Source organism: Streptomyces sp. GL_148, from assembly GCF_057834205.1.
In genome coordinates this window covers 1-26,439 of record NZ_JBYQMC010000002.1, presented here as the reverse complement: position 1 = coordinate 26,439, position 26,439 = coordinate 1, and the positions used below count along the sequence as shown (strand labels likewise).

Here is a 26,439-nt window from a genome sequence, read left to right as displayed (position 1 = left end):
ACACGCGTCCGTGCAGCCGTGCTCACAGGGCACCCCCATGGCCGTCCGCTGTGGCGCGGGGGCTGACTTCGAGGGTGATGGATCCGGCACCGTTGGCCGGGTTTTTGACCTCGTCGGTGAACATGCCGGCGAGGTCGTTGCGGGAGGCGTAGAGACTCAGTACGACGATCAGCCCGAGGACCGCGCCGATCGCGGCCTTGATGGAGAACTGGCGGACGATGGCGGCGATAACGAGCACCACCAGGGCTACCTTCAGCCCCGCCTCGCCCCAGTCGCCCACCGTCCCGAGCAGGGAGTCGCCCAGCTCGTCGAGCTTGCCCGCCAGCATCACGGTGTTCGTCGCCTTCATCGGGCACCACCCGCGACAGCAGCAGAGGAACGAGACGCCGCGCCCGCGGGCGGCGCGGTGACGCCGGCCTCCAGCCCGCTGACTTCCCAGCGTCCGGCCCGAGCGGTCACCTCCAGCCGGTAGACCAGCGGCCACCGCACCCCCACCTGGTCCTCACCGATCACCCGGACCCGTACCCGCGCCCGAGCCCCGTCCGCAGGCACCGCAGCGCCGACGGCGGACTCCGCGTCCGCGACTACGTTCTCGACGCTCACCCGGACGTACGGAGCGGCCTTCGGTGCAGACACCGCCAGTCCCGGCGACAGGTACCGCTCCAGACCGGCCCCCTGACCGCCGAGGTAGGCGCGGACGAACTCGCCCAGCGACGTCGCCAACGCCCCCGCGGACGGGACGGAGTGGGTGAACCCGGAGTCCGGCACCGGCACAGCGTCCGGGGCGGCGATCTCAGCCGGCGAACCGCCGATCGTGACCGGGCCGCCGTCCTTGCCTCCGGTCCCGGACACCGCGAAGTACCTCACCAGCGCGCCACCGCCGGATGCAGGGCTGCTCGGCGCTGCGGGCACCGCCTCCTGGGCCCGGCCAGGGTATGCCGCGACCACTGCCGTCCACCCGCCGCCGGGCGCCCACGACGTCCGCACCGTGACCGCACGGACAGCCACCGGGGTGCCCGCATTGGAGCGGGGCCACTTGGGGAGCTCTGCCTGCGGGGCCAACGTTCGCACGGCCGCCGCCACACCGTTGTCCGGGGCGGCCGCGTCGGAGCGCAGCCACAGCTCCACGAACATCTCTGCCACACCGCCCGGTTCGGCCGGAGGCCGGACGCCGTCCGAGACGCGCGCGGTGGGCGCGGCCTGGGCCACCGTCGTCTCCGGCGAGGCCAGGGCGACGGCCAAGGCCAGGGGACCGGCCGCGAGCGCGGTCCAGATCCCGAACCGGGCGAACCGGGGCCCGCGGGAGACCGGGCGGCGGCCGGGAACGGTCTCGGGACGGGATCGGCGCAGAGACACAGCTGACGAGGCGGGTGTCCGCCGGGCCGTACGGCTCCGGCGTAGGGGAGTGGGACTCATGGCGACGCCTTCCGTGGGAGGGGAGTTGCTCTGCCCCACGAAACGGCGGCGTCCTCACCGGACCGCTCCCCACGGCAATCCCTCCGACATCACAGGTGAGATACAGCCGGAACGGTGACTTACCACGACCTCCCCACCGCAGGTCACAGCCCTACAGGCCCGCTTCTCACCGGGTGGCTGGGGACATCACTGGTTGGTCCCCCAGCAACTCACCGGCTCCAGTCGGGCGGATGGACGGCCTGGTGACCGAGGAGGGTGGCGCCATGGAGCCGAGATGGTCCCTGGTGTGCGGGGCGTCCAAGGGGGTGGTCGCGGTACGCGGCCCGGCCACGTCGGTGCGCGGACACTGACTGGTCCGTTGCACCGTGACTCCACCGGTCCCTCGCGGTTCCGGGTGAGCCGGGGCGCGGGGATCGGGACGCTGGCGGCACGGGCATGGCCCCCGAGCACGCCCCTGCCGGTGCAGGCCACGGAACCCGTCCCCACACCCTGGCGAAACGTCACGCGTGGCGGCGGATGTTCACGGGGGCGGGCGCGGGTCCGGTCGTCAAGTTGCCCGCCGGTCGTGCGTGGATCTACCGCAGTGGGTACCACTAGAGCGGCGTGGAACGATCTCCGGGGAGCGATGAATGACCGACATTCGTATGAGCGCCGATGTACGCGCCGTACTCGGGCCCGACGGTATCGCCCAGGCCGGGGCGGTCACCCTCGCCAACGCGGTGTGCGTCGGCTGCGAGACGAGGATCGATCCGGATGAGCCGGCCAACGTGGTCGTCCGGATCGGCGGCCACGTCGCCCACGTGCGATACGCGCACGCCCGCTGCCACGCCTCGGCCGTCGTCCGGGTTCCCGAAGCCCGCACCCCTCGCACCACGGCCGCGCCGGCGGCGCCGGACGAGGGGGTACCCATGCTGATGACCGCCTCTGCCGTCGAGCACGGCCGCTCTGTGCTCCCCACGCTCTTCGCAGAGATCGGGGCGCCGGTCTTCCTCCGCACGGGAACGGGATCCGAGCTCATGGACGTTCTGGCTTCCCGAGTCCTGGCTCGAGGCTTCTCTGCCGTGGGCCGTATGCGCCAGGCCCCGCCGCGCGCGGACCAGTGGCTGGCCGCCTACACCACACCGGGGCCGGACAACGTCTCGGAGCTGACGGTGATGGAGCCCGACGGAACGATCTTCTACACCGGCCCGATCCACCCTCCGGCCCAGTGGATTGCTGGCGTCGAGCAGTTCGGCTGGAGTCTCAATGACGGAGTCAAGCCGACTGTGTGATGGGCGGGGTGGAGGTGAATGTCCTTCCGTCACGCAGCAGCGCCCACAGCACGCTCGCCCTTCGGCGGGCCAGAGCGATGACTGCCTGAACATGCTTGCAGCCCTCGCCGCGCTTCTTGAGGTAGAAGTCCCGGTTCGGCCCCTCACGCATCATGCTGGTCTGCGCGGACATGTAGAACACCCGTCGCAGACGGCGGCTGTAGCGTTTGGGGCGGTGGAGGTTACCGGTGCGGCGACCGGAGTCACGCGGAACAGGCACCAGGCCGGCCGCGGATGCCAGGTGTCCAGCATCGGCGTAGGCTGACAGGTCACCGGCCGCCACGACGAACTCGGCGCCCAGTATCGGCCCCATGCCGGGCAGGGACTCGATGATCTCCGCCTGCGGATGACTGCGGAAGGTCTCGCGGATCTGCTGGTCGACACGCTTGAGCCGGTCGTCCAGGGCCAAGATCTGTGCGGCCAGGTCGGCGACGATCTGCCCGGCGACATGCTCGCCGGGCAGCACGGTCTGCTGGGCCCGGGCAGCCTCCAGCGCGGTAGCCGCGACTGTGTCAGCTCCCCGAACACTGCGGTTGGCCAGCCAGGCCGTCAGCCGGGCCCGCCCTCGGCGGCGGATGGCGGCCGGGGTCTGGTAGCCGGTCAGCAGCACCAGGGCACCCTTGTGAGCGGAGTAGTCGAAGGCCCGTTCCAGCGCGGGGAAGACACCGGTCAGTACGTCACGGAGCCGGTTGATCATCCGCACCCGGTCGGCCACCAGATCCGATCGGTGGGCGGTCAGCAGAGCCAGATCGGCAGTCAGCTGGGCCGGCACGTTGATCGTGGAGAAGTCGTTGTGGTGGCGGGCGGTCTCAGCGATGACATAGGCGTCGCGCGCGTCGGTCTTCGCCTCGCCCCGGTAGGCCCCGGACATGCGGTTGACCGTGCGGCCAGGTACGTACACAGCCTGCTGGCCATGGGCGGCGAGCAGGGCCAGCAGCAGTGCGGAGGACGTGCCGGAGATGTCCACCGCCCAACGAACCTCGTCGGCCAGCTCCAGGATCTCGCCCATGGCGGTCAAGATCACCGACTCGTCGTTGTCGACCTTCCGCGACCACAAGGTCGCACCCGTCCCGTCGACGACTGCCACCCAGTGATGGCCTTTGCCTGCATCGATGCCCACCCAGACTCGGGCCTGCCGCTTACTCACTTGCCCCTCCTCGTTCCGCGCAACTTGCCGTCGGCCCGAGGAACACCCCGCTGTCGTCTCCGTAATCAGCGACCGCACGAAGCGCGCACATCTCAATCAGCAGCCAGGGCGCCCCGAAGAGCCGGGCGGCCACTCCATCCAAGCCACTGAAGGCAGAGCGTCATCAGCCACACCCGGCCCTCCCGGGCCACCTAACAACTTACGGAGCGTCATGTACGTGGGGAAGGCAGGGATCAGCGACGTCCCCGCAGAGGATCAGCGTACGAAGACCCGCCTCATGCGCGAGGCCGCCGCAGCCGGACGATTCGTCGGCGCCCGCATCACCACCCACCACCTCGGATGACTGCGACCACCCTGCCGCCCCGGCTGCAGGCGCCCAGCGGGTCCAGCACCGGGTTGACTGCTCGAACCAGGTCTGGATCGAGTTGATGGAGCACGCCGAGGCGCAGGGGATCAGTGAGCGGCAGGTCACAGCTCTCCACGAGGTCGCGATGGTGGGCCGAGCGCGGCGTTCTCGCTACGAGCGGCAGGAAGCGATCAACACCCAGCAGGCAACCCGGTACCTGCAGGCGCTGACGAAGGCCGGCGTGCTGACCGCGATCGGGCAGACCAAGGGACGCCCCTACGCTGCACCCGGCTTCCCCCCCCGAACGTCATGGCGACCGCCCGCCGACCGCATCGCATCATCAACCCCTACGCCACCGCCTAACACCTCGACGCTGGGATTCCCGCCCGAAGGGCCCTGCGCGTGCGCGAGGTCTCCCGCCGCTTTCGACCGCGCGATGCCCCTCTTTCGCCCAGGTGGGGGCATCGTCGCGCCGACTGAAAGCCGCGCGGACTGGAGTTCGCCTTGTTGCTGCGTGGAAGCCGGGCGTGAAGGATGGCTCGGTGAGCTGGAGGGCCTCGCATCAGACTCGCCGGCGCCGAGGACAAACTTGCACAGCTCGACAACGAAGCGACTCGCCGGAGTCCGGCCGCCGACTTGGGCATGCCCTCGATCAGACAGGTCGCTGCCCGCAGCACCGAATCGTGCCGAGGGCTGCGGTTCGGCTGACAGCCCGGCGGCCGAACCCGCAGGAAGGCACTACCGGCTCCCGCGTGCCTCCATCCGGGCACCGGCGCCCGACTGCCGGGGCAACCCGCTGGACGTGCCGGTACCGGCCTCATTAGCAAGGGTCCTGCGGGCCACATCGGCGCGGGTGGCCGCGTCCGGCGGCGGGGCCAGGGTGATCCCCACGTCGGTGAGCATGCTCAGGTCCAGCGTCCACGTGATGCGGGATCGGGCCGTCCAAAGGTCGAATGCTGAAGCGATGTGTAGGTCGGCCTGGGCGCCGGTCATCTTGGTGACCTTCATCAGGTGGGCGCGGGCCTGGGGCGCGAGCCCGCGGATCTGGGCGAAGCCGAAGTGTGTGGCCGTGTGGCAATCGGTGCACAGGCAGATCAGCCGCTTCAGGGTCTGCACACGCGTGGCATCGTCATAGCTCCACCGTTCGTGCGCCTCCAACCAGCGCTTTGCCTCCCGGTTCGCGCCCGCGCCGCACGCCTCGCAGCGGTCGCCGGCGCGGCCATAGATCATGCGGCGGAGGTGGTCCCAGTCCTTCTGTGCGACGCAGGACCGCACGTTGGTGAACCAGCAACTGCTCGGCACGAGGTCGACGAACAACCCGCTGCCGAGCGAGCGGTCCTCGCCTGGCAAGAGCTCAGGGATGTCCACCCCGGGGGTCCAGCGCTCCAGGTCGGCCATCCCAGCACGCGGCGCATACCAGCGCCGGGCGGTCCCGTCCCATCGGGCTCCACCCGCCTTGGCCTCGTCCTTTTCCGCGAACGGAACATCCAGCCAGATCCGCTCAACTGCCATGCGATCGCTCCCTGTTGCTGGTAGGCCAGTTGGTGGACTTCACTCTAGAGACAACCACTGACAACACGTCAGACAATGGCGCAATCGTTCTAATTCGAAGCGATCTTCCAGCTCGACGTCGAGGCGGCCCTCCGGGTCAACGTGTGGCTGACCGAAGGCGCCTTCCTTCAGGCAGGTCGCCGCCCGCCTATCCGTTGATCAACCCCAGGCGGGCCCGGCGGACGGGTTACGGTTCAGCCGCGAGTGCGTCGGACGCAGCTGACAGCGAGGCCAGCCACGGCGTGGAATGCGAACGCGCCAGCGGCCACCAGTGCGGGAGTGCCCTCCGGCACATATCCAGCGACGGACGACACGACAGGCAGGGCCGTCAGGCTGCTCAACCCGCCGACAAAGCCCAGGCCAGCCACCGCGCGCTCATTGGCCTACAGGCTGGGCTGCTACGCCAGTGCGATGCAGGAATTGCCGGGCCCCACGGAGTGTGGTGCGCAGACCGCGCTGGGTGGCCTGGCTGTCGAGGCGTACGTCGAGGGCGCCGGGGAGGGTGCTTTCGGCCCGTCGACCGGTGGGGAGCCGCGAGGCGTCGAGCCGGTCCCGCTTGGCGATGAGGGTGCCGAGTTCGTGGCGGCTCACGGCGTCGGGGCCGGCGAGGTGGTGGATTCCGGTCGCGTCAGCGGTGGCCAGCTTGTTGAGCGACGCTGAAGATGAGCATGAGGGCGACGCGCTGGTTGTCGATGGGGAGGGATGAAACGACCCCGGCGGCCGTCAGGCCGCCGGGGTCGTCGTGAACACGGTGTCGGCTTCGTGCTCACTCTGTCGCGTGTGTCTCGGTGATGGCGGTGCGGGTGGAGGACTCGTCGACGATTCCCTTCTCCTCGGTGAAGGCGGCGATGAGGGACTGCCAGGCGATGTTGTTGACCGATCGCGGCAGGCCGCGGCTGGTGAGGTGAATGAGCTCGACGGCGTCGTCGGAGAACAGCGTGTCCTCGCGCCCGGCGATCGTGAGGTGGTGCTTGATGTAGCTGGCGGTCTCCTCCCTGCTCATCGTGGGCATCTGATAGCTGATCGAGATCCGCTGATCCAAGGCCGCCAGGACGCCGTGCTTCATCCGCTTGCGCAGGGTGGGCTGGCCGATCAGCAACACCGCGAACGGCGTCGTGGAGTCCATGTCGTAGTTGGTGAGCATGCGGATCGCGTCCAGCTCCTGGTGGTCGAGCAAGTGCGACTCGTCGATCACCACGGCCGGCGTCCTGCCCCGTTCGTCGACCTCCGCGGCCAGCGCGGCGGACGCCTGGGTGGCGAGAGCGGCCAGGTGGAACTTGGGGGTCCCGCCCAGGCTGGTGACGATGCGGTCATAGAGGCCGCGCATGCCGACCTCGGGATTGGGCTGGTAGATGACCGTGAACCGGGCCGGGTCGAGCGAGGCGACGGCGCCTTTGAGGGCGACGGTCTTGCCGGATCCGACTTCGCCGGTGACCACGCCGATCGCCCTGTTGTTGATGCACCACGCGATGCGGGCGGCGGCTTCCCGGTGGGAGTGGTGCTGGTGGAGCATGGACGGGGCCAGGTTGCGGCCAAAGGGGACGCGGGTGAAACCGAAGTACCCCTGAACGCGGTCGATCATCGCGGTCCCCGCCCGTCGTCCATCAGGGACGAGTAGTTGATGCCCTTCGCGGTGTTCGCTGTGTGTGTCTCGTCGAGGATCTTCAGGTAGTCGATTCCAGTCGGCGGGGCCGACTCCGGCGGTGTCTCCGGCCTCGCCTTCGGATGGGTGTGCCGGCCCACCCGATGCGGGACCGCCTTGCCCGCGCTCTTGCCCGAGGTCCTCACCTCGATCTCGGTCAGGTCGAACGGGTCGAAGACCAGCTCGACCTTCATCCCGACCAACATCGGATCGACCTCGTAGGTGTTGCCGTGCAGGCTGACCGTCGCGGTCTTCGTCACGGTCCGGAACTCCGACCACAGAAACGCCTCCCGAAGATCAGCGGGGCTGGGCAGCGGCAGTGGCCGGGGAATCGAACCCAGCCACCGTTCGATCGGAGGCTGCCCCGTCTCCGAGTGCACCGTGCGGTGATAGACCGTCTCGACCCACGCGGTGAAAAGCCTGTTCAGCTCGGTGAGATGCTCAATCTGACCGACACGTTCCTCATCGAGCTCGACCAGGAACTGATCACGGACGGTGCGGAAGAACCGTTCGATTTTCCCCCTGCCCTGAGGCCGTCCGGGCTTGGAGTGCGTGAGGCGGATGGCCAGGGAGGCGCATGCCCGCAAGAGCCACGTGTCCACGAACGCCGACCCGTTGTCGACGTAGATCGACTCCGGGACCCCGCGGGCAGACAGCGCCGGCCGCAGAGCGGCGGCCAGGCGGACGGTGTCCTCCGCGAACCCGAACCGGTGGCCCACGATCGCCCGGCTGTGATCGTCGATGAACGCGAACAAGTACGTCTTTCGCCCGCCGATCCTCGGTCCGTGGAGGGCATCCCCGGTCCACAGCTCGTTGCCGCGGGTGGCCTCGAACCGGCCGAACACGCTCTTCTCGCCGCCGGCGCCGGTCAGGCCGGCGTCAGCGAAGTGACGCTGCAGCGTCCGGTCGGTCGGCGACCAGCCCTGAGTCGTCCGCAGGATCCGCTGGATCTGCGCGGCCGTGCGGGCGGGGTTCTCCTTTTTCAGCGCGGCCGCCAGGTCCAGCACCTCGACCGGGGTCCGTGGGGTGACCTGCCGCTGGGCCGGCACCAGCGCGGGAAACCCACCCGCGCGGTAGTGACGGGCCCAGCGGTCCAGCGTGCCGCGGGCGACCCGAACCTGTCGGCCGAACGGGTCGGTGTGCTCCTTCGCGGCCAGTTCGCGGGCGAGCTTCCCGCGCTGGCGTGTCGTGAGCTTCGTGTCGATCAAATCCTGGATCAAGCCGTAACGGAACAGGCCCACCTGCCGGGCCCGCTCCGCCCGGCGACGGTCCTCGTCCTCACTCGGTGACATAGGCAACCCACCTCACGTCTCGAACAACGCCCGCCGCTCAGCCGGCGGACACGATCAAGACTTCCGGCACCCTCCGATCCCGCCCAGGGGCGGCCCGTGTTGATCAAATAGCGGAAGAAGACGAGGTCAGCAGCCTCCCGCCTATCGCCCTCCCGGCGAACTCCCACCGCGACACCGTGAGCATCCCCGGCCACTTCGTCGCAGCCGCCCGATGGGCGGCCGCGACCGCCGAGACCGCATCAGCGAGCGTCGAAGGCGCCGCATCCGGCATCACCGGGTCGTCCGCGAGCGCGACCAGAGCGACGGTGAAATGCCGGCGCACGTCCTCCGCCCGTTCGGCGAACGCCCGCAGCCAGCCACGGACCGTGCCCTCGGCCAAGCCCAAGTGGGCGGCGATTCGGCGGTGTCCCATGCCCAGGGCGGCTATCTCCAGCCCGGCCCCGATCACCACGGCAGCATCCGCCCGCCGCGGCCAGAGAACCTCCGCCAGCAGCACGTGCGTGACCTTGCAGCCCGAGCAACGCGTACGGCGCGGCCGCAGAAACAGCCGGGCCCCAAGATCACCCCGGATCGACCGCGGCCGGCCGTGACCCCACGGCGCGAGAACCGCCCCACATGCCGGACAATTCAGGCGACCCTGCCGAAGCTGACGCTCCACCAACAGCCCGTCCGAGTCGACAACCAGCACCGACACCTCCACCTGACCTGCAACGATCAGCCGGAACCTCTCCAAACGGACCACCGGTCATGCTCGACTTGCCCGATCACCTGTCTGCCCTGTTTGGCTTGCTGTGCTCCCACGGACCAGGTCGAGACCCAAATCGTTTCGTCTGGATGGTGCGAGCTCGGACAATGGAAGAGCTGGAAGTAGCGACTCTCCAAGATCGAAGCAGGTTGCTGAGGCAATGACTGAAACGCCATCCACCATGCAGATGGTCACCTTTGCTGCATGGCGGGACGATGCCCTTCACACGGGCGGCCCGGCTGATCGCCGCTACGTCACCCTGGCTGAGCTTCTGGTCCGACTAGTGCTCTGACCGCATAGGTTCACCGGGTTTCTGCCCGCGCTGAGGCTGGGGCCGATTGGATGGGGGCTGACATCCCGGTCAGCGTGTGGAGGCGTGGTGGCAGATCCGGTCAAGGTCCGCAGACTGACTGATCAGGAGGGGCAGCGGCTGCAGCAGATCGTGCGTCGGGGCAGCACCAGTTCGGTGCGCTACCGGCGGGCGATGATGCTGCTGGCCTCGGCCGGCGGGAACCGCGTGCCGGTGATCGCCCGGTTAGTGGCGGCCGACGAGGACACGGTGCGCGACGTCATTCACCGCTTCAACGAGATCGGCCTGGCCTGTCTGGACCCTCGATGGGCGGGAGGCCGTCCCCGCCAACTCAGTCTTGAGGACGAGGATTTCGTCGTTCAGACGGCCACCACCCGCCCGGTCAAGCTCGGCCAGCCCTTCACCCGCTGGTCGATCCGCAAGCTCGCCGCCTACGTCCGTAGGGTCCACGGCCGGGTGATCCGCCTCGGCCGCGAGGCCCTGCGCTGCCTGCTCGCCCGACGCGGCGTCACTTTCCAGCGGACCAAGACCTGGAAGGAGTCCACCGACCCCGACCGCGACGCCAAGCTGGACCGGATCGAGCACGTCCTGGACTGCTTCCCCGACCGCGTTTTCGCGTTCGACGAGTTCGGTCCGCTCGGCATACGCCCGACCGGCGGATCCTGCTGGGCCGAGCAAGGCCGGCCCGACCGGATCCCGGCGACCTACCACCGCACCCACGGCGTGACCTACTTCCACGGCTGCTACTCCATCGGCGACGACACCCTCTGGGGCGTCAACCACCGCCGCAAGGGCACCGCCAACAGCCTGGCCGCGCTCAAGTCCATCCGCGCCGCCCGCCCCGACGGCGCCCCGATCTACGTGATCATGGACAACCTCTCCGCCCACAAGGGTGCCAAGATCCGCCAGTGGGCCCGGAAGAACAAGATGGAGCTGTGCTTTACCCCGACCAACGCCTCCTGGGCCAACCCCATCGAGGCGCACTTCGGGCCGCTGCGGCAGTTCACCCTCGCCAACTCCCACCACCCCAACCACACGGTCCAGACCCGTGAACTGCACCGATACCTGCGCTGGCGCAACGCGAACGCCCGTCACCCCGACGTCCTGGCCGCGCAACGCCGCGAACGCTCCCGCATCCGCAGCGAGAAGGGCATCCGCTGGGGAGGCCGCCCCAGCACCGCCGCAGCCTGAGCGGACTGCGGCTGCCGACCGGGCAGCCGGGATCCGATCCAGCGATCAGCTGACGCGGGCGGCGATGGTTCGCGCACAGACCAGGGACTCGGTATGCGTCGTGTCCACCTCCAGGTCATAGATCACGGCCTCGTGCACCACATCCGCCTGCGACGCGGCCATCCCCTGGATGCGATCTCCTCGTGCGACCTCACGGCCTGCGGCGACCGCACTCTCACACCTGACGCCGACCCACAGCACGGCCAGTCCGCCAAGAGCCTTCTGCCACCGCTGCTGGGACCCTGCTCCGCCGAGGAAGACGTCATCGATGATGACCCTGGCGCCTGCACGGGCCATCGCCACGACGCCGTCCATCCAGGCAGCCTCCAGCGCCCGGAAGTCCGCCCCGACGCTCACCCCGCCGTCCACCGCGAACACGATCCCTCCGTCCGACGCCCGCATCTTCGCGGGCAAAGCGTCGACGAACGAGTCGCACCCGAACGCCAGCCACGGATCCGGCAGTACTGACTGCAGACACCGTACGATCCCGGACTTCCCCGAGCCGGAACCACCGTTGAGAATGATCATCTGAATCGTCACCGCGCCACGGTAAGGCGCGTAACCCACGGCACGAAACAAATATCGGCACACACTGCTCTGCTGCCACAACCCGGTGAACGTTCCCGGTCAGAGCACTAGGGAGTTACGGACTCGGGCTGACATGGAAGGCTCAGATGTTCGACGAGCAGCCACACCCGGCGTTCGCTCGGATGATGAAGGCATCAGCAGGCACCGGAATCCCCACCCTTCAGTTGCTGGCCATGGACGCGCCCTACCTGCAGGCGATCGACGGCGACTTCGAGGGCTACGCGGGCAACGAACTCGTATTGACCCTGAGGGAGTTCGACAGTTCCAGCTGGGATGTCCGCACAGCCGACGCCTGGGTGCTGAGTGAGATCCAACGGCGTTACCCCGACGCCAGGCCAATGACCTCAGACGAATGGGACTCCACGAACTGATCCTCCCGAGGATGGAGCCACGGAGCCACCGGTTGTGCACGAGCTCTTCGTGCACACGGTGTCGTCGCACACGAAGCAACCATCAGAACCCAGACACCGACACAGCCTGTGCCCAACAGGAGTGTCGCCGTCCCCCCGCTTCATCGCCACGCAGAGTGTCGTCCAACACCAGCCTCGCCGTGCCCCGCGCCGCACACACCACCCCGTACTGGACCTGGCGGTTCACCGGCGGCCTGGTGGTATCCCTCGCCGGTCAGTCATCGCCGATCCGGCCGGGCGTTTGATCTGGGCATCGGACGCGCTGCCGGGGGCCACTCACGACCTGACCGCGGCCCGGACCCATGGCATTCCCGCCGCTCTCGCCACCGACGGCGTCAAGTGCTGGGCGGACAAGGCCTACCAAGGTGCGGGTGCTGCCGTCCGCGTCCCGTTCCGGGGCAAGAACCTTCGCGGCTGGCGCCGACGTCACAACCGGGACCACGCCAAGATCCGCAGCCTCGGCGAACGCGCCATGGCGACCCTCAAGTGCTGGCGACTCCTGCGGAAGCTCCGCTGCAGCACCACCCGAATCACCGCAGTCGTCCGAGCCGTCGTCGCCCTCGAACTCGCCAACTGATCAAGATGGAAAAGGCTCAGTGCCCCACCGACTTCCAGCACGACGATCAAATGATCCCGGCACAGCGATTGAACACACCTTGTCACATTGTCAGGTTCCGCGATGGTGCCGTCGTCTGCCTGGAAAAGCAGGTGCAGTCCCCGCGCGTCTCGTGTGCGGTGAGGCAGAGTGTTCCATGATCGGGTATCGGGTGTGAGTTCTGCAAAGAATGGCAACAGCGATTGCGGTCGCCACGACTGCCTCACGCCCGTCTCAGGGCGTCACAACGTTAGCTGGAGGCAAAGGTTAAATGTCTAACATCGGACGTCTAGCGGCCAGGCTGAGTAGCCGAGCGATGACGTATGGAAGACGGACGTCCGGTAGGACTCTGAAATGGGTCGCGTACCTGTGTGCGCTATTTACTTTCATGCTCGCCCAGAGCCTTGCCCAGGCCGCCCCTCCGGGTACCTGGATCAGTACTAGCGCCATGGAGGAGATCCGCCTAAACCACACGGCAACGCTTCTCAACACCGGCAGAGTCCTTGCGACTGGTGGCATCAGCGCTGATGCGCCGGAACGTTACAACCCCACCGATGGGACCTGGAGCACGACCGGACCTCTGGGAACCAACCGCAGTTCTCACTCGGCAACGCTGCTGCCCGACGGCAGAGTCCTGGCGGCGGGCGGCTTTAGCAGTACCGGCGTTGCTTTGTCGTCGGCTGAGGTTTACAACCCGGCTAGCAATACATGGAGCGCCGCCAACTCCATGGCTGCATTCCGCTCGAATCACAGGGCGACACTCCTGCCCAACGGCAGAGTGCTCGTAACCGGCGGTTCGGGAGCTGACGGAGTTTCTCTCTCGTCGGCTGAGGTATACAACCCGGCTAGCAATACATGGAGCGCCGCCAACCCTATGGCTGCGGCCCGCTCGAATCACTCGGCAACGCTGCTGCCCGACGGCAGAGTCCTGGCAGCGGGCGGCCTTAGCAGTATCGGCGTTGCTTTGTCGTCGGCTGAGGTTTACAACCCGGCTAGCAATACATGGAGCGCCGCCAACTCCATGGCTGTACTCCGCTCGAATCACACGGCGACACTCCTGCCCAACGGCACAGTACTCGTGGCAGGGGGTCTTTCTGCATCGGCGGAGACCTACAACCCCACCAGCGATACGTGGAACGCCACCGGAGCTATGACAACCCCCCGGCGTCTCCACACAGCAACACTGCTGACCAACGGCACGGTACTCCTTGCAGGCGGCCGCGGCACTAGCGGGGTTGTCGTATCGTCGGCGGAGTTTTACGACCCCAGCGGACGTACGTGGAACGCCACCGGATTTATGACGGTTGCCCGCGCAGGGCATACGGCGACACTGCTGCCCAACGGAGACGTCCTCGCTGCTGGAGGTACATCAGCCAACCAACCGCTGTCGTCGGCAGAGCTGTATACCCAGCCGCTCTTGCTCTCCGCGACCGATCTCGTGTGTGCTCCGAACCCCTCGGCGTCCGGGCAGAACGTGACCTGCACCGCCACCGTGACGGGCGCAGGCAACCTTCCGGGCGGGCAGGTGGAGTTCAAGGACGGCAACACGGTTCTTGACACCGTCCCCCTCGCCAACGGCCAAGCACAGTTTGAGACCAGCACACTCACGTCCGGCATCCACACCATCACGGCCACTTACAACGGTGACCCCACCCACGCAGCCTCCAGCGACACCTTCACCCAAACCGTCAACCAATCCGCCACGACTACTGCCACGAATCTGGAGTGTGCTCCGAACCCCTCGGCGTCCGGGCAGAGCGTGACCTGCACCGCCACGGTGACAAACACGAGCTCGGGTACCACTCCGAGCGGGCAGGTGGAGTTCAAGGACGGCAACACGGTTCTTGACACCGTCCCCCTCGCCAACGGCCAAGCACAGTTTGAGACCAGCACACTCACGTCCGGCATCCACACCATCACGGCCACCTACAACGGTGACCCCACCCACGCAGCCTCCAGCGACACCTTCACCCAAACCGTCAACCAATTCGCCACCACAATCACGGATCTGGAGTGCACCCCTAACCCGTCAATTTTCGGGCAGAGCGTGACCTGCACCGCCACGGTGACAAACACGAGCTCGGGTACCACTCCGAGCGGGCAGGTGGAGTTCAAGGACGGCAACACGGTTCTTGACACCGTCCCCCTCGCCAACGGCCAAGCACAGTTTGCGACCAGCACTCTCACGTCCGGAACTCACACCATCACGGCCACTTACAACGGTGACCCCACCCACGCAGCCTCCAGCGACACCTTCACCCAAACCGTCAACCAGGCCACCACAATCACGGATCTGGAGTGCACCCCTAACCCGTCAATTTTCGGGCAGAGCGTGACCTGCACCGCCACGGTGACAAACACGAGCTCGGGTACCACTCCGAGCGGGCAGGTGGAGTTCAAGGACGGCAACACGGTTCTTGACACCGTCCCCCTCGCCAACGGCCAAGCACAGTTTGCGACCAGCACCCTTACGGTCGGAACCCACACCATCACTGCCACCTACAACGGCGACAGCGGACATCAGGGCTCCACCGGCCAGGTCACCCACACCGTAAATCAGCAGCCGACAACAACGGTCGTGGTATCCGCCCCGAACCCGTCGAACGAGGGGCAGGACGTTACGTTCACTGCCACTGTCTCCGATACCACCACCCCGACGGGCACGGTGGACTTCACCGACGGCTCCGTCATCCTGTGCGACAACGCGCAGCTGACGGAGACGAGTACGGGGTCAGCGACAGCGACCTGCACGACCAACACACTCACGGTCGGCGACCACCCGGTTACCGCCGCCTACTCCGGCGACACCACCCACGAGGCCTCGACCAGCACCCCCTACACCCACACAGTGAACGCCCTCACATGCGCCACCATCGACACCAACACCATCCCCGCCCGTTACACCCTCATTGAGGGCGGCAACCGCAGCGACATGCTCACCGGCACCGCCGGGCCCGACATCATTCTCGGCCACGGCGGCAACGACCAGATTAACGGCCAGGCCGGCGACGACCTCCTCTGCGGCGGAAACGGCAACGACACCATCCGCGGCGGCGACGGCAACGACCGTATCGAAGGAGAAGACGGCAGCGACGTCCTGCGCGGCGAAAACGGTGACGACACCGTCATCGGTGGAAACGGCAACGACGTCCTCTTCGGAGGCCCCGGCAACAACACCCTCGACGGCGGCCCCGGCAACAACGTCATCAACAACAACTAACCTCGCGTTTCCCTGAACGAGCTGTCCAAGCAGTAATCAGAACAACAGAAAGTGCCTCTGACAGGTAAAAAGTAAGGACCTTCCAGGCCCTTACTTCGCACCTGGCAGAGGCACTTTGGAGCGTGTCTGAAAGTTCGTGTAAGTCCGTGATGTGGAAGCCTGGCCCGGGGCTCGGCCTCGGGCCTGTGGGCCAGGCGGATCGGACGAGTCATGGCAGACAAAAACGGAGCGGCCGCGTCCGTGGCCGACGGCAAGACGGTTGACGAGGTGGTCGAGCGGCTGCTCGACAAGGCTGACTCCTCGGGGGCGGCTCTGCTCGGTGAGGGCGGGCTGCTGACGGAGATCACCAAGGCCGTTCTGGAGCGGGCCCTGGAAGCCGAGATGAGCGAACACCTCGGCTACGAACGCGGAGATTTGGCAGGTCACGGGTCGGGGAACTCCCGCAACGGGACCTCGTCCAAGACGGTGCTGACGGACGCCGGCGCGGTCACTTTGGCGGTGCCGCGGGATCGCAACGGCGACTTCGAACCGAGGCTGGTACCGAAGAACGCCCGCCGCCTGGCGGGGTTCAACGACCGGATCCTCTCCCTCTACGCCCGCGGCATGAGCGTGCGCGACATCCGCTCCCACCTCGCCCAGATCTACGGGGTCGAGGTCAGCCCGGACCTGATCAGCAAGGTCACCGACGCCGTGATCGACGAGCTCGTGACCTGGCAGAACCGGCCCTTGGACGCGGTCTGGCCGATCATCTACATCGACGCGTTGTGGGTGAAGATCCGCTCTGGCTCGGTGACCTCGAAGCCGGTCTATCTGGCCGTCGGCGTCGACATGGACGGCCGCAAAGACGTCCTGGGCTTGTGGGTCGGCTCCGAGGGTGAAGGCGCCACCACCTGGATGGCGGTCCTCTCCGAGCTACGAAATCGGGGCATCGAGGACGTCTGCATCGTGGTCTGTGACGGGTTGAAGGGCCTGCCCGACGCGGTCACCGCGACCTGGCCCAAAGCCACCGTCCAGACCTGCGTGATCCACCTGACGAGAGCCTCGCTCAGGCTTTCGTCGTCGCGGGACCACCCCAAGCTGGTCCCGGCCCTGAAGGCCATCTACACAGCCCCGACCGAGACCGCGGCCGAGCAGGCCCTCGATGCTTTCGAGGCCTCTCAGCTGGGAGAACGCTATCCCGCGATCGTCCGGACCTGGCGGTCGGCCTGGCCGGAGTTCACGCCCTACCTGGCGTTCCCGCCGGCCATAAGGACCGTGGTCTACTCCACGAACATGGTCGAATCCATGAACGCCCGGCTCCGCAAGGCCACTCGAAATCGAGGCCATTTCCCCTCGGAGCAGGCCGCGTTAAAGGTCCTCTACCTCGCGGTCCGCGAGCAGATCAACCCGAAAGCGCGCGACGCGAACCACGTCGCCGCACACTGGAAAGAGGCACTGAACCAGTTCTCACTCTTCTTCGAGGACCGGCTCAGCATCCAATAACACCAGACGACTTACACAAGATCGCTGACACACCCGCACTTTGTGCCCACACCAGGGGCCCGGGCTCCGGACCCCGGGCCCCTGGTGCCCTGGGTGGGGTTGCGGGGGGTGCCCCTATGGGTTTGGTCAAGGTGATGGGGCGGGTTGGGGTTCGTAGAAGGTGCCGTCTCTGAGCATGGCGAAGAGGACGTCGGCTCGTCGGCGGGCGAGGCAGAGGAGTGCTTGGGTGTGGTGCTTTCCCTGCGCGATCTTCTTGTCGTAGTAGGCCCGGGATACGGGGTCGGCGAGGGCGGCGAAGGCGGAGAGGAAGAAGGCCCGTTTGAGCTGCTTGTTTCCTCTCCTGGACGGCTGTTCGCCGCGGATCGACGACCCCGAGCTGCGGGTCGCGGGGGCCAGGCCGGCGTAGGCGGCGAGGTGGGCGGCGGACGGGAACGAGCTGCCGTCACCGACGTCGATGAGGATGCGGGCTCCGGTCCTGACGCCGATCCCCGGCATGGACGTCAGGACCTTGGAAAGAGGGTGGTTCTCCAGCAGTTCCTCGATTCGGGCGGCGAGGAGTTTGCGCTGGTCAAGCGCCGCTTGGAGAGAGCTGGCGAGGCTGGGAACGATCAATGCGGCCGCGTCGGTGCCCGGGACGACGACGGTCTGTTCGTCTAGCGCCGTGAAGATGTCCTCGACGAGCCGCTCGGCCATCCGGGGCGCCTTGGGACGTATCAAGGTCACGAGTCGGCGGCGTCCGGCCTTGCGGATCTGGGCCGGGGAACCGAACTGGTCGAGGAGCTTGAGCACGGCCGGGTGCTGCACTCGCGGGCCCAGGACCCGTTCCAGCGAGGGATGGATCTGCGTGAGCAAGCCCCGCAGGCGGTTGCTGATCCGGGTTGCCTCACCGGCGAGGTCGTCGTCGAAGCCGACGATCATCTCTAGTGCTGTGACCGGAAAGGTTCACCGGGTCGCGACGCCCGGCACGGCACCTCGCCGCGTTGTCGGACCACGCCGGTACGTCCAGTACGAGGCGCGGTCCTCCGCCTTGCGATGCACCGCACCGAACGCCGCGACCCGGTGAACCTTTCCGGCCACAGCACTAGCTCGGCGATGGTCTCTTCCTCGAGGTCGACCGAGCGGAGGGTGTGGGGCATGACGCGGGCGGCGTCCGCGATGACGAATGCGTCGCGGGCATCGGTCTTGGCCTCGCCTGGATAGAGATCGGCGATCCGTCTCATCGTCAGGCCCGGCAGATAGGCGACTGGGCAGCCCATGTCACGGGCCACCGCTAGCGGCAGGGCCCCGATCGAGGCCGGCTGGTCGACCACAACGAGCACGGTCCCGTGCTTGGCCTGCCGTTTCCCGAAGACCTCGCGGAGCCTGGGCTCGCTGTTGGGCAGCCGTTTATCGAAGGCCTTCTTCCCGGCCGGCGTGACGGCGGTGGCGTGGTGTTCGCCCTTGCCGACGTCCAGGCCGAGGAAGGCACCGATGCCGCTGATGTCGATCACGTGCGTCCTCCGCTCGTCCCCATCGCCCGGCCGTCCCACGGCACCGATCGCCACATCCACATTACGAAGAGCCTCCCGACCTGCAGAAAGGCCGGTGGTCATGCCCCTAATCAGCGGTCTGTCGATGCCTCCGGAGCCGGTGACACCACCCCCCAGGCCATGCGTTCGACAGGGGGAGAAAGTCATGCCAACTCCGGAGGCCGGGCGCCCCGTTGCGGGGCAACCAAAACGGTAATGGGGGGCCTGTACAAGGAGGCTTATTCAGGGGGGTTCGTAGCCCGATTTCCTTGATCATGAAGAGGGCTGTCTGTAAGCAGTTCTTTGGGCCCCACCGTGACAGTGGTTTCTGGCCCCATTGATGTACCAAGTTGATTTGGCTCCACCTGGGGTGTTCCAGTGACGCCCACGAAAGGGAGGACCCGCCCGCCCTGGCTACTTCGCGACCGGTGGCGTAGTTGAGCGACCCACGGCCGGAGCGGTTCGTGCTCGCGAGCGGGAGCTACACGGACATCGCCTGATCTTGCTGCGGTGTGTGGAGGCTCTTCAAGCTCGTGCGGTAGCCGAGGGCCATGGAGTAGGCCCTTGGCCACCGCTCGGGATGCCCGGTTGGGTTACCGGAGGTGCCCCCTGGCCGTTCCTGGTGTGGAATCCCAGAAGAAAGCGCGGACCTGCGATCCGTGCCGAGCGGAGGAGCACGCTATGTCGACGGCGACCAAGCCGAGCATTGTATTCGCGCACGGGCTGTGGGCCGATGGCTCCTGTTTCAGCAAGGTGATCCCCGTGCTGCAGCAGGAGGGGTACGAGGTGGTGTCCGCCCAGAACACCTTGGAGACATTGGAAGGCGACGTCGACGCGGTCTCCCGCGCGCTGGCGCGGGTCAGCAGCCCGGCCATCCTGGTGGGTCACTCGTGGGGCGGATTCGTCATCACCGCGGCCGGCACCGACGACCGCGTCGCCGGACTGGTCTACATCGCCGCACTGGGCCCGGACGCCGGCGAGACCCCGCAGGACCTGATCGCCAAGTACGACGCCCCGCCGCTGTTCTCCCACCTCGACGTTGAGGACGGGCGTATCTGGATTGCCCGGGACGGCATCTCGCACTTCTGCGGAGACCTGTCCGAGCAAGACCAGCAGCTCGTCTGGGCGACCCAGGGCGCGCCGCCCGCGGACCTTCTCTCCACCGCCAAGACCGACGATCCCGCCTGGAGGTCGAAGCCCAGCTGGTACATCGTCGCCAAGCAGGACCACGCCATCAACCCGGACCTGGAACGCTTCATGGCCAAGCGCATGGGTTCCACTACCGTCGAGGCCGACACCAGCCACGTCACGATGCTCTCCAACCCCGCACTGGTACTCGACACGATCCGAACCGCCGCGAAATCGGTGTAGGAAACCCCAGGGGCCGAGCCTCCCCCCGGCTCGGCTGGTCCGATTGGCGACGTCGCCACCAGGCCCGATCCCAGGCCAGCCGCTACAGCGCAAGCCGCTCAGGTATGAAGATCACGATCTACGACTGGAGTGACTAGGGCGGAACGGATCAGCGAGGCCCTGGAGCTGCACACAGAACGGTGCAGTGCGCAGGCCATCAGCCCGGACGCCGCGGCTTCGGCCCCGTTCGGCCCCGGGACAACCCCAGGGCGACGTGCCCACGTTGGAGTGAATGCTGTGGGCCGTCCGCCTCGCGACGACAGGGTGTGGTCCGTCGTTCACGGTCATGTCGGGGCCGTGTCGTTCGGGTACACGGTCATGTCGGGAGGCCGGGGTGGGTTCGTCGCGGGTCGAACTGTTTGCGAATATCCGCAGGGACAAGCGTCTTGATCCCTCGCTGTCACAGCGCGCGTTGGCGGAGAAGTACGGCACTGAAGTTTCCCCGTGATCCTGGACACTCGATGTTTACGCTGCGAGGGCGTGCTGGTGTCGCTGCCTGGTCTCGGCCGGGGTGAGGTAGCCGAGGGTCTTGTGTTTGCGCAGGCGGCGGCGGTTGTAGAAGGTTTCGATGAAGTTGAAGACGTCGGCGCGGGCTCTGGCCCGGTCGGGCCAGATGCGGGTGCCGATCTCTTCTTTGAGGAGGGCCCAGAAGCTTTCCGCGGCGGCGTTATCGAAGCAGGATCCGGTGCGTCCGCAGCTCTGCCGCAGGTTCAACTCCGCTATCTCACTGCGGAATTCGGCTGATGTGTATTCGCTGCCGCGGTCGCTGTGTATGACGCATCCGGGGCGGAGTTCAGCCCGCCCCTGGGCCATCTTCAGGGCGTCGGTGACGAGGGAGGCCCGGTGGTGGTCGGCCATGGCGTAGCCGACGATCTCGCGGGTGGCCAGGTCCAGCCAGCAGGCGAGGTAGAGCCAGCCCTCGGCGGTGGGCAGGCAGGTGATGTCCCCGACCAGCTTGGTACCAGGGGTCTCGGCGTGGAAGTCGCGGCCGATCAGGTCCGGGGCCGGCCGGGCCTTCTTGTCCGCTCGGGTCAGTGAACGCCGCTTGCGGCGGGTGACACCCTGGATGCCGGCCTGGCGCATGATCCGGGCGACACGCTTGCGGTTCACCCGCCGGCCCCCACGCCGCAGCTCGGCGTGGATCCGCGGCACCCCGTAAGTCTTGCGGGAGGCGATGTGCAGGACGGTGATCTCGTGGGCGAGAGCGTCGTCGGCTGCCCGGCGGGCCTGGCGGCCGGCTTCGCCCTCGCACCAGGCGTAGTAAGAGGAGCGGGCGATCTTCACCGTCCGGCACAGCAGGGTCACCGGATAGCAGGCCTTCTCCGTGTGGATGAACCGGTACAGCACGCTCACCGGTCGCTCTCCTTCACGAAGAAGGCCGTCGCTTTTTTCAGGATCTCGATCGTCTGCTGCTGCTCACGGTTCTGCCTGCGCAGGCGCTTGAGTTCCTCGCGTTCGGCGCTGGTCAGCCCGCCCGGGGCGCCCTCGCCACGGTCGGCCTGATCGCGGCGGACCCAGTTGCGCAGACTCTCCGGGCTGACCCCGAGCTCCCGGGCGACCTCGGTCACCGTCCTGCCGGAAGACCGGACGAGCGCGATCGCGTCCCGCCGGTACTCCGCCGAGTACCGCTTCGTGTACTTACTTCCCACCTGGCACTACTTCCTCTGGAACCACACGTCCCAGTCTCCAGGTGTCCAAGACCAAGGGGAAGCTTCACCCTCGACTGTGTCATCAACGACGACGTCGCCAAAGACCGCCAGTCCTTCATGGACGCCGTGGTGTCCGAGAACCTCGACCGCGAGAACTTCGACCCCATCGAGGAGGCGCTGGCCGTAGAGGCCCTCGTCGCCGCTTTCGGAACAGGCCGTGCGGTCGCACAGCACTACGAGCGCGTCGACGGTTGGGTGTCCCAGCGCAGGGTCCTTCTGGAACTCGCCCCCGCCGTTCAGAACCTCGTGAGAACGCGGGCCATGGCGTTGGAGCCGGCCCGCCGGCTCGGCAAGCTCACCCGGGACCAGAAGTGGGACGAGGCCAAGCAACTCGCGTGGTGGGAGCAGGAGCAGGGCGACCGGCAGACACAGGCTGAGGAGCGTAAGGCCAGGCGGAAGGCTTCAGCCGGCCACGCCAAGCAAGTCGCTTCGACCGCACCGTCGATGGGTTCCGCCGCTACCAGTGCTGCGGCGGAGGTTCCGCACCCGCGGGTGGATGCTGCGCCCGCGGGCGCCCCGGATTCGGACGACGACTGGATCCACATCGCCAAGGTCAAGCGAATGGACTGGAGCGATCCCGAGAAGATCGCCATGGTGATCATCGAGAAGATGGACGGAGCGCAGCGGGAGGCCGTCATCGACTGGCTCATTGCGGCTCGCGAGCATGCGCCCGTGAGCCGGGAGGAGGCGGTGTCCGGCGGTCCCTGTCTCTGATGCTGGGTCATGTGGGTGGGCCCCGCCCGGGTTTGGCGGGGCTCACCCACAGCGACCACCGATGATTTCTGTGGGGGGGCGTCACTTACAGAAGTGTTGCATCAGGCTGGCGCCGTACGGTAGATGCGTGCGGTGGTCACACGGACTTCTCGAGGGTGATGCGAACCGTTGCCCAGCGAGAGGCTGCTGGGGCATAAGCGGGCCTGCCCCGTCTGGTGCGTTCTGCGAGTCTGGCTCTGCACCCCTGATCCGGGCCGGTGGCCTGGTATCAGGTGAGCTGTGGGACGGGGTGCTCCTGAGCATCCCGTGAATGATCAAGGACTTCCGGCTTTCTGTCTTCTTTCGTCGGCCTCAGGAGCAGTTCACCTGATTTCTCCCAGGATGCCCTGGGCTTCAGCCTGGGGAGGAATGGGTCCTTGGGGCGGAGCCGCGGAGCGGCGGAGTTCTCTGCGCATCTGTTCTGACCTGCACTCTCTTCCGTTGTCAGTGGCGGGTGTTAGGTTCCGGTCGTGACGAGAGCAGCGATGGCCGAGCAGGTGACCGGGCGCGCCCGGTACACCTACCGGCTGCGCCTGTCGTCCACCGCCCGTACCACTCTGGAAGCGGAGTGGGGTCGGTGTCGTTGGGTGTGGAACGAGTGCGTGGCGATGTCCCGCAAGGTCCACAAACTCAACAAAGCCACCGAGACGAAGACGACGTGTGGTCCGGCGCAGCTCGGCAAGATGCTGACCGACGCGCGTCGTTCGATGTCCTGGCTGCGCGATGGCGCCTCGGTGCCTCAGCAGCAGTTCATCCGGGACTTCGTGAAGTCCCGTGCGAAGGCGCTGGGGGGCATCAAAGCGAAGATGCCGATGAGGCAGCGGGCCGGGATGCCCCGGATCAAGCGGAAGCGGGGCGCGGCGCCGTCGTTGAACTACACGCAGCGCGGCTTCCGGCTCAAGGGCGGTCGTCTGCACCTGGCCGGCGGGATCGTCTTGACGGTGGTGTGGTCGCGTGAGCTGCCCAAGCCGCCGTCCAGCGTCCGCGTGTACCGGGACAGCCTCGGCCACTGGCATGCCAGCTTCGTTGTCCCCACCGTGGCCGAGGCCCTGCCGGAGACCGGCGCCGCGATCGGCGTCGACTGGGGCGTGAAGGAGACCGCGACCACCACCAGCGACACCCACGACCTGCCCCACGCCCAGCACGGCAGGACTGCTGCTGCGAAGCTCGCGCACTACCAGCGGATGATGGCCCGGCGCCGCACCCCCAAGAACAAGCCCGACACCAAGGGTTACTGCAAGGCCCGCCGGGCAGCGGCGAAGGTGTCCAAGAAGATCGCCCGGCAGCGGCAGGACACCGGACGCAAGTGGGCCAAGTCCGTCGTCCGCGACTTCGAACACCTCGCCGTGGAGGACTTCCGCCCGAAGTTCCTCGCGAAGACCACAATGGCCCGCAAAGCGGCCGATGCCGCGATCGGCGCCACCAAGACGGCCCTGATCGAGATGGCCCGCAAGCACGAACGCACCGTGTACCTTGTCCACCCCGCGCACACCACCATGGACTGCGCACACTGCGGAGCGAGAGCCAAGCACCGCCTCCCCCTCGCCGAGAGAACATATGCGTGCACCGCCTGCGGAACCGTGTCCCCCAGGGACAAGAACTCCGCCCGCGTGGTGCTCGTCCGGGCTGGTCTCAACCCGGCTAGTGCTGATCTTGTAAGCCCTGCCACCTGCCACCTGCTAGGTGTCAGGCGAAGTGAGCTAGGAATCCCCTTCCTTTAGGGAGGGGAGGGGTCAATACGCCCCCTCGCTGAATGCTTCCGCGAACTTCTCGTTTCAGCCGGCCGGGGGTTGGCTTGTGGCTTTGAGGTTCAGGGGCGGGCGGGCGGTCAGGTCAGAACGGATACTGTTCCGCCGGCGCCGGCGCCGGCGCCGGGGTGCCGGGTTGTACGGCGAGCCTGCCGGTGGCGGGTCCGCGGACAGGCCGGAATTTTTTGGTGACGGTGGCTTTCGCGTAGGTGAGGGACGGGGCGGCTTCCTCGGCGTCGATCTCGACGACGGTGCGCTGTTGTCCTTCTTTGTCGTTATAGGTGTGCTGCTTGAGGCGTCCGGTGACGATGACGCGCATGCCGCGGGTCAGGGTTTCGGCGGCGTTTTCTGCTGCCTGCCGCCATAGCGTGCATCGCAGGAACAGGGGTTCGCCGTCGGTGAACGCGCTGCGGTCACGGTCGTAGACGCGTGGAGTGGATGCGACTGTAAAGTCGGCGACCGCAATGCCGGAGGCGGTGAACCTCAGCTCTGGATCGGCGGTCAGGTTGCCCACGACCGTGACTGCGGTTTCGCCCGCCATGATGCCACCCCTCAACGCTCCCGAGTACATGCAAGACCACCGTACTGGGCCCGTATTGTTGGCCGCGGCGAGCTGTCAGGGCTGGCGGCGGCACCGTGCGACTGGCCGGGTAGTGGACACCGCGCAGTGGAAGACATGCGGCGATCCATGCCTTCGGCCGATACCTCATTGGCAAGCGGAGCGAGCTCGGAACTGGCTCAGTCATACCGGAGCTCCGCATTCCCGAGACGTCTTCAAGGTTGGTGACTGGGCGGAATTCGGTGGTGTGGCTGTGAGGGTGCCCCCGAGGCCATGTGTGAACGCGGCCAAGCGAATGGTCTCGGGGGGTGGAGGACCATTGGCCCGCTGTTTCCACTGGTCCCCGGGGGTTTCCCTGCTCCATGATTGTATGTGATCTTGGAGGGCAGGGCGCGGGGTCCTTAGTCCTTACCTGGAGAGTCTTTGGTCCTGAGGCTTTCCTTCGGGCTTCATGCGACGGGCACCGGTTTCCCCGGAGCAGGGCGGGGCAGGCCCCGGCCCAGGTGACAGGACTGCTCGACGCATCCGCGCGTGGGGGCGAGCCTGTCCTCCGGGACCTTTCATCGCCTCGTTCACCTGTTACCGGTGGCGCGGGGCGGAGAAGGAGCCGTGCGAGCGGCGCCGCCGGGACGTCGAGCTGACGGACCGGTGGGCGCCTCGGGGGTGAGGCGGCTGGTCAATGGCCGTGCGGGACGGGTCGTTGCTGACGGTATGGAAGGTGTGTTGGTTCTTCCTGGGTGCCGCCCGGGGCACCCAGCCCCAGGTCTCTCGGGCGGCATGTGGAGCCGGTCCCGCCCGAACGGATGGGACGGTGCGGGGCCGGTCCGATGCGCAGCCTCGGGAGGGGCTACATGTCAATAAATACCTGATTTGTTTTGTATGTCCGGTGATTGGTGGTGGTGTGTCCGAGGTGAGCGGTCACCGGGGGCGGTCACACCGGGCCGGGCGGGGCACCTCACGGTGGCAGTGTTGTTTCCGCCGCAGATGAGGTCGTTGCCGCCCATGCCGTTGACGATGTCGTTTCGGGTGAGGGTGAGGGCGAAGATGATGTTGTTGCCGTTGGTGCCCCTCAGGATCTTCGCAGCGAGGGTCCGTATAGACCTGCGCCCCGGCACCTTGTGTGCGGGTGCCGGGGCATAGCCGGGGTGCTGGTGGGTGGGTTTGTTAGCAGCTGATGCGGGTGTCGATGGTGTCGGTGTTGCAGGTGTCGGTGCCTGTGCCGCCGTTGGCGGTGTCGGTTTGGCCGTCGATGGTGTTGAGGGTGTCGTTGCCGTTGTTTCCGTTGGCGGTGTCGTTGTCGGGTCCGGCGTTGATGGTGTCGTTGCCGTTTTGGCCGTTGATGGTGTCGTTGCCGGTGCCGGCGTAGATGAGGTCGTCGCCGTTGGCGGCGTTGATGGTGTCGTTTCCGCCGAGGGAGCAGATGACGTCGTTTTGGTTGGTGCCGGTGAGGTTGTCGTTGCCGGTGGTT

21 protein-coding genes and 4 pseudogenes are annotated in these 26,439 nt (G+C 67.1%); 10 read left to right on the top strand and 15 right to left on the bottom strand.

The genetic code is table 11. The annotated features are described in order from the left end of the window. Positions 1-22: 22 nt before the first annotated feature. Both AC3IYI_RS39485 and AC3IYI_RS39480 read right to left on the bottom strand, forming a co-directional pair. Positions 23-349: a hypothetical protein gene (locus AC3IYI_RS39485; RefSeq protein ID WP_489411937.1), complete on the bottom strand. Its 327-nt coding sequence runs from the start codon at positions 347-349 to the stop codon at positions 23-25. Further along, on the bottom strand, positions 346-1,356 hold the full coding sequence (locus AC3IYI_RS39480) for a conjugal transfer protein (RefSeq protein ID WP_489411936.1): 1,011 nt from the start codon (positions 1,354-1,356) through the stop codon (positions 346-348). The genes AC3IYI_RS39485 and AC3IYI_RS39480 overlap by 4 nt, the downstream gene beginning before the upstream one ends. Before the next feature lie 689 nt (positions 1,357-2,045). Here AC3IYI_RS39480 and AC3IYI_RS39475 point away from each other — a divergent pair. Beyond that, positions 2,046-2,687 carry a hypothetical protein gene (locus tag AC3IYI_RS39475; RefSeq protein ID WP_489411935.1) on the top strand — a complete coding sequence of 214 codons (642 nt, stop codon included), beginning with the start codon at positions 2,046-2,048 and terminating at the stop codon, positions 2,685-2,687. Here the strand turns inward: AC3IYI_RS39475 and AC3IYI_RS39470 are convergent. Further along, positions 2,671-3,873 (bottom strand): IS110 family RNA-guided transposase, encoded by a 1,203-nt coding sequence (locus AC3IYI_RS39470; protein ID WP_489411934.1) that lies wholly within the window; start codon positions 3,871-3,873, stop codon positions 2,671-2,673. The genes AC3IYI_RS39475 and AC3IYI_RS39470 overlap by 17 nt on opposite strands. Before the next feature lie 217 nt (positions 3,874-4,090). Between AC3IYI_RS39470 and AC3IYI_RS39465 the strand changes: the two genes are divergently transcribed. Beyond that, a complete protein-coding gene (locus AC3IYI_RS39465) occupies positions 4,091-4,216 on the top strand; it encodes a hypothetical protein (RefSeq protein ID WP_489411933.1) in 126 nt (41 codons plus the stop codon). 741 nt (positions 4,217-4,957) lie between these two features. On the opposite strand, the gene AC3IYI_RS39460 is transcribed toward AC3IYI_RS39465, so the two are convergent. The 5 genes and pseudogenes from AC3IYI_RS39460 to AC3IYI_RS39440 all read right to left on the bottom strand — a co-directional run bounded on the left by AC3IYI_RS39460 (position 4,958) and on the right by AC3IYI_RS39440 (position 9,362). After that, positions 4,958-5,731 carry a DUF5710 domain-containing protein gene (locus tag AC3IYI_RS39460; protein WP_489411932.1) on the bottom strand — a complete coding sequence of 258 codons (774 nt, stop codon included), beginning with the start codon at positions 5,729-5,731 and terminating at the stop codon, positions 4,958-4,960. A 414-nt stretch (positions 5,732-6,145) separates the two neighbouring features. After that, positions 6,146-6,430 (bottom strand): annotated as a pseudogene (locus AC3IYI_RS39455) (dTDP-4-dehydrorhamnose reductase); the annotation flags it as partial. 106 nt (positions 6,431-6,536) lie between these two features. Beyond that, positions 6,537-7,352 carry an ExeA family protein gene (locus AC3IYI_RS39450; protein ID WP_326790575.1) on the bottom strand — a complete coding sequence of 272 codons (816 nt, stop codon included), beginning with the start codon at positions 7,350-7,352 and terminating at the stop codon, positions 6,537-6,539. After that, the gene (locus tag AC3IYI_RS39445) at positions 7,349-8,704 is read right to left on the bottom strand and encodes a transposase (RefSeq protein WP_489411931.1); all 1,356 of its coding nucleotides are present in this window, start codon (positions 8,702-8,704) and stop codon (positions 7,349-7,351) included. The genes AC3IYI_RS39450 and AC3IYI_RS39445 overlap by 4 nt, the downstream gene beginning before the upstream one ends. Before the next feature lie 103 nt (positions 8,705-8,807). Next, positions 8,808-9,362, bottom strand: coding sequence for a DUF6431 domain-containing protein (locus AC3IYI_RS39440; RefSeq protein WP_489412247.1), 555 nt, complete (start codon positions 9,360-9,362; stop codon positions 8,808-8,810). A gap of 466 nt (positions 9,363-9,828) precedes the next feature. On the opposite strand from AC3IYI_RS39440, the gene AC3IYI_RS39435 reads away from it, so the two are divergent. Further along, positions 9,829-10,950, top strand: coding sequence for an IS630 family transposase (locus tag AC3IYI_RS39435; RefSeq protein ID WP_489410304.1), 1,122 nt, complete (start codon positions 9,829-9,831; stop codon positions 10,948-10,950). A 45-nt stretch (positions 10,951-10,995) separates the two neighbouring features. On the opposite strand, the gene cpt is transcribed toward AC3IYI_RS39435, so the two are convergent. Further along, positions 10,996-11,529, bottom strand: coding sequence for a chloramphenicol phosphotransferase CPT (gene cpt / locus AC3IYI_RS39430; protein WP_489410303.1), 534 nt, complete (start codon positions 11,527-11,529; stop codon positions 10,996-10,998). A 134-nt stretch (positions 11,530-11,663) separates the two neighbouring features. On the opposite strand from cpt, the gene AC3IYI_RS39425 reads away from it, so the two are divergent. The 4 genes and pseudogenes from AC3IYI_RS39425 to AC3IYI_RS39410 all read left to right on the top strand — a co-directional run bounded on the left by AC3IYI_RS39425 (position 11,664) and on the right by AC3IYI_RS39410 (position 17,284). Then, on the top strand, positions 11,664-11,948 hold the full coding sequence (locus AC3IYI_RS39425) for a hypothetical protein (RefSeq protein ID WP_489411930.1): 285 nt from the start codon (positions 11,664-11,666) through the stop codon (positions 11,946-11,948). A gap of 256 nt (positions 11,949-12,204) precedes the next feature. Next, positions 12,205-12,564, top strand: a pseudogene (locus tag AC3IYI_RS39420) (transposase family protein); the annotation flags it as partial. A gap of 466 nt (positions 12,565-13,030) precedes the next feature. Continuing rightward, positions 13,031-15,802, top strand: a complete 2,772-nt coding sequence (locus tag AC3IYI_RS39415) for an Ig-like domain repeat protein (protein ID WP_489411929.1) — start codon at positions 13,031-13,033, stop codon at positions 15,800-15,802. Positions 15,803-16,012: 210 nt separating this feature from the next. Next, positions 16,013-17,284, top strand: a complete 1,272-nt coding sequence (locus AC3IYI_RS39410; protein WP_489411928.1) for an IS256 family transposase — start codon at positions 16,013-16,015, stop codon at positions 17,282-17,284. Positions 17,285-17,410: 126 nt separating this feature from the next. On the opposite strand, the pseudogene AC3IYI_RS39405 reads toward AC3IYI_RS39410, so the two are convergent. Together AC3IYI_RS39405 and AC3IYI_RS39400 are read right to left on the bottom strand one after the other, a co-directional pair. After that, a pseudogene (locus tag AC3IYI_RS39405) lies at positions 17,411-18,208 on the bottom strand (IS110 family RNA-guided transposase); the annotation flags it as partial. Positions 18,209-18,369: 161 nt separating this feature from the next. Next, positions 18,370-18,774 (bottom strand): annotated as a pseudogene (locus tag AC3IYI_RS39400) (IS110 family transposase); the annotation flags it as partial. A gap of 699 nt (positions 18,775-19,473) precedes the next feature. On the opposite strand from AC3IYI_RS39400, the gene AC3IYI_RS39395 reads away from it, so the two are divergent. Continuing rightward, positions 19,474-20,163, top strand: coding sequence for an alpha/beta fold hydrolase (locus AC3IYI_RS39395; RefSeq protein ID WP_489411927.1), 690 nt, complete (start codon positions 19,474-19,476; stop codon positions 20,161-20,163). A gap of 504 nt (positions 20,164-20,667) precedes the next feature. Here the strand turns inward: AC3IYI_RS39395 and AC3IYI_RS39390 are convergent. Next, a complete protein-coding gene (locus AC3IYI_RS39390) occupies positions 20,668-21,555 on the bottom strand; it encodes an IS3 family transposase (RefSeq protein ID WP_489408528.1) in 888 nt (295 codons plus the stop codon). Next, the gene (locus tag AC3IYI_RS39385; RefSeq protein WP_489408527.1) at positions 21,552-21,851 is read right to left on the bottom strand and encodes a transposase; all 300 of its coding nucleotides are present in this window, start codon (positions 21,849-21,851) and stop codon (positions 21,552-21,554) included. Before AC3IYI_RS39385 ends, AC3IYI_RS39390 begins: the two co-directional genes overlap by 4 nt. 117 nt (positions 21,852-21,968) lie before the next feature. Between AC3IYI_RS39385 and AC3IYI_RS39380 the strand changes: the two genes are divergently transcribed. Together AC3IYI_RS39380 and AC3IYI_RS39375 are read left to right on the top strand one after the other, a co-directional pair. Beyond that, on the top strand, positions 21,969-22,625 hold the full coding sequence (locus AC3IYI_RS39380; RefSeq protein WP_489411926.1) for a hypothetical protein: 657 nt from the start codon (positions 21,969-21,971) through the stop codon (positions 22,623-22,625). 524 nt (positions 22,626-23,149) lie between these two features. Then, a complete protein-coding gene (locus tag AC3IYI_RS39375; protein WP_489412246.1) occupies positions 23,150-24,385 on the top strand; it encodes an RNA-guided endonuclease InsQ/TnpB family protein in 1,236 nt (411 codons plus the stop codon). Between the two features lie 112 nt (positions 24,386-24,497). On the opposite strand, the gene AC3IYI_RS39370 is transcribed toward AC3IYI_RS39375, so the two are convergent. Both AC3IYI_RS39370 and AC3IYI_RS39365 read right to left on the bottom strand, forming a co-directional pair. Next, positions 24,498-24,953 (bottom strand): single-stranded DNA-binding protein, encoded by a 456-nt coding sequence (locus AC3IYI_RS39370; protein ID WP_489411925.1) that lies wholly within the window; start codon positions 24,951-24,953, stop codon positions 24,498-24,500. 1,182 nt (positions 24,954-26,135) lie between these two features. After that, positions 26,136-26,439, bottom strand: a 304-nt coding sequence (locus tag AC3IYI_RS39365) for a calcium-binding protein (protein WP_489411924.1), incomplete at its 5' end; no start/stop codon positions are given.

Coding starts and splice junctions, on each gene's coding strand:
- AC3IYI_RS39485 (WP_489411937.1), bottom strand. CDS start 349: ATGAAGGCGACGAACACCGTGATGCTGGCGGGCAAGCTCGACGAGCTG.
- AC3IYI_RS39475 (WP_489411935.1), top strand. CDS start 2,046: ATGACCGACATTCGTATGAGCGCCGATGTACGCGCCGTACTCGGGCCC.
- AC3IYI_RS39460 (WP_489411932.1), bottom strand. CDS start 5,731: ATGGCAGTTGAGCGGATCTGGCTGGATGTTCCGTTCGCGGAAAAGGAC.
- AC3IYI_RS39450 (WP_326790575.1), bottom strand. CDS start 7,352: ATGATCGACCGCGTTCAGGGGTACTTCGGTTTCACCCGCGTCCCCTTT.
- AC3IYI_RS39445 (WP_489411931.1), bottom strand. CDS start 8,704: ATGTCACCGAGTGAGGACGAGGACCGTCGCCGGGCGGAGCGGGCCCGG.
- AC3IYI_RS39425 (WP_489411930.1), top strand. CDS start 11,664: ATGTTCGACGAGCAGCCACACCCGGCGTTCGCTCGGATGATGAAGGCA.
- AC3IYI_RS39415 (WP_489411929.1), top strand. CDS start 13,031: ATGGAGGAGATCCGCCTAAACCACACGGCAACGCTTCTCAACACCGGC.
- AC3IYI_RS39410 (WP_489411928.1), top strand. CDS start 16,013: ATGGCAGACAAAAACGGAGCGGCCGCGTCCGTGGCCGACGGCAAGACG.
- AC3IYI_RS39395 (WP_489411927.1), top strand. CDS start 19,474: ATGTCGACGGCGACCAAGCCGAGCATTGTATTCGCGCACGGGCTGTGG.
- AC3IYI_RS39380 (WP_489411926.1), top strand. CDS start 21,969: ATGGACGCCGTGGTGTCCGAGAACCTCGACCGCGAGAACTTCGACCCC.
- AC3IYI_RS39375 (WP_489412246.1), top strand. CDS start 23,150: ATGGCCGAGCAGGTGACCGGGCGCGCCCGGTACACCTACCGGCTGCGC.
- AC3IYI_RS39370 (WP_489411925.1), bottom strand. CDS start 24,953: ATGGCGGGCGAAACCGCAGTCACGGTCGTGGGCAACCTGACCGCCGAT.